Annotated in this window: 1 protein-coding gene; it reads right to left on the reverse strand. The window is 28.4% G+C overall.

Features of this window, described 5'->3' with window-relative positions:
- Nucleotides 1-384: proton-conducting transporter transmembrane domain-containing protein (locus FS935_RS23235; protein ID WP_275669654.1), on the reverse strand; the 384-nt coding region annotated here is incomplete at both ends.

A 384-nucleotide genomic window follows, 5' to 3' on the forward strand; every position in this document is an offset into this window, starting at 1 on the left:
AAATAATATAAACGCATAGAATAAGAGCCAGAAAGTCCTACTCTAAAAGCTATCAAATATAAAAAAATCAAACTATAACTAGAACTGTAACCTATTTCTATAATAGCGTCCTTAGAATAAAATCCCGCTAAAAAAGGAAATCCACATAAAGCTAAATTGCAGATATTTATCAAAGTTCTAGCAAAAAGTCTTCCTTTTAATGAACCTCCCAAAAACCGCAAATCTTGTAAACCTTGATTCTGATGAATAACATCTCCTCTACATATAAATAGTAAAGACTTAAATATAGCGTGAGTTAAAAGATGAAAAAAAGTAATTAAAATAAGACCTAATCCTAAACTTGTTATTATTAACCCTAATTGCCTTAAAGTAGAAAGAGCAATA

The sequence above is a fragment of the Metabacillus litoralis genome, assembly GCF_007994985.1.
GTDB lineage: Bacteria > Bacillota > Bacilli > Bacillales > Bacillaceae > Metabacillus > Metabacillus litoralis.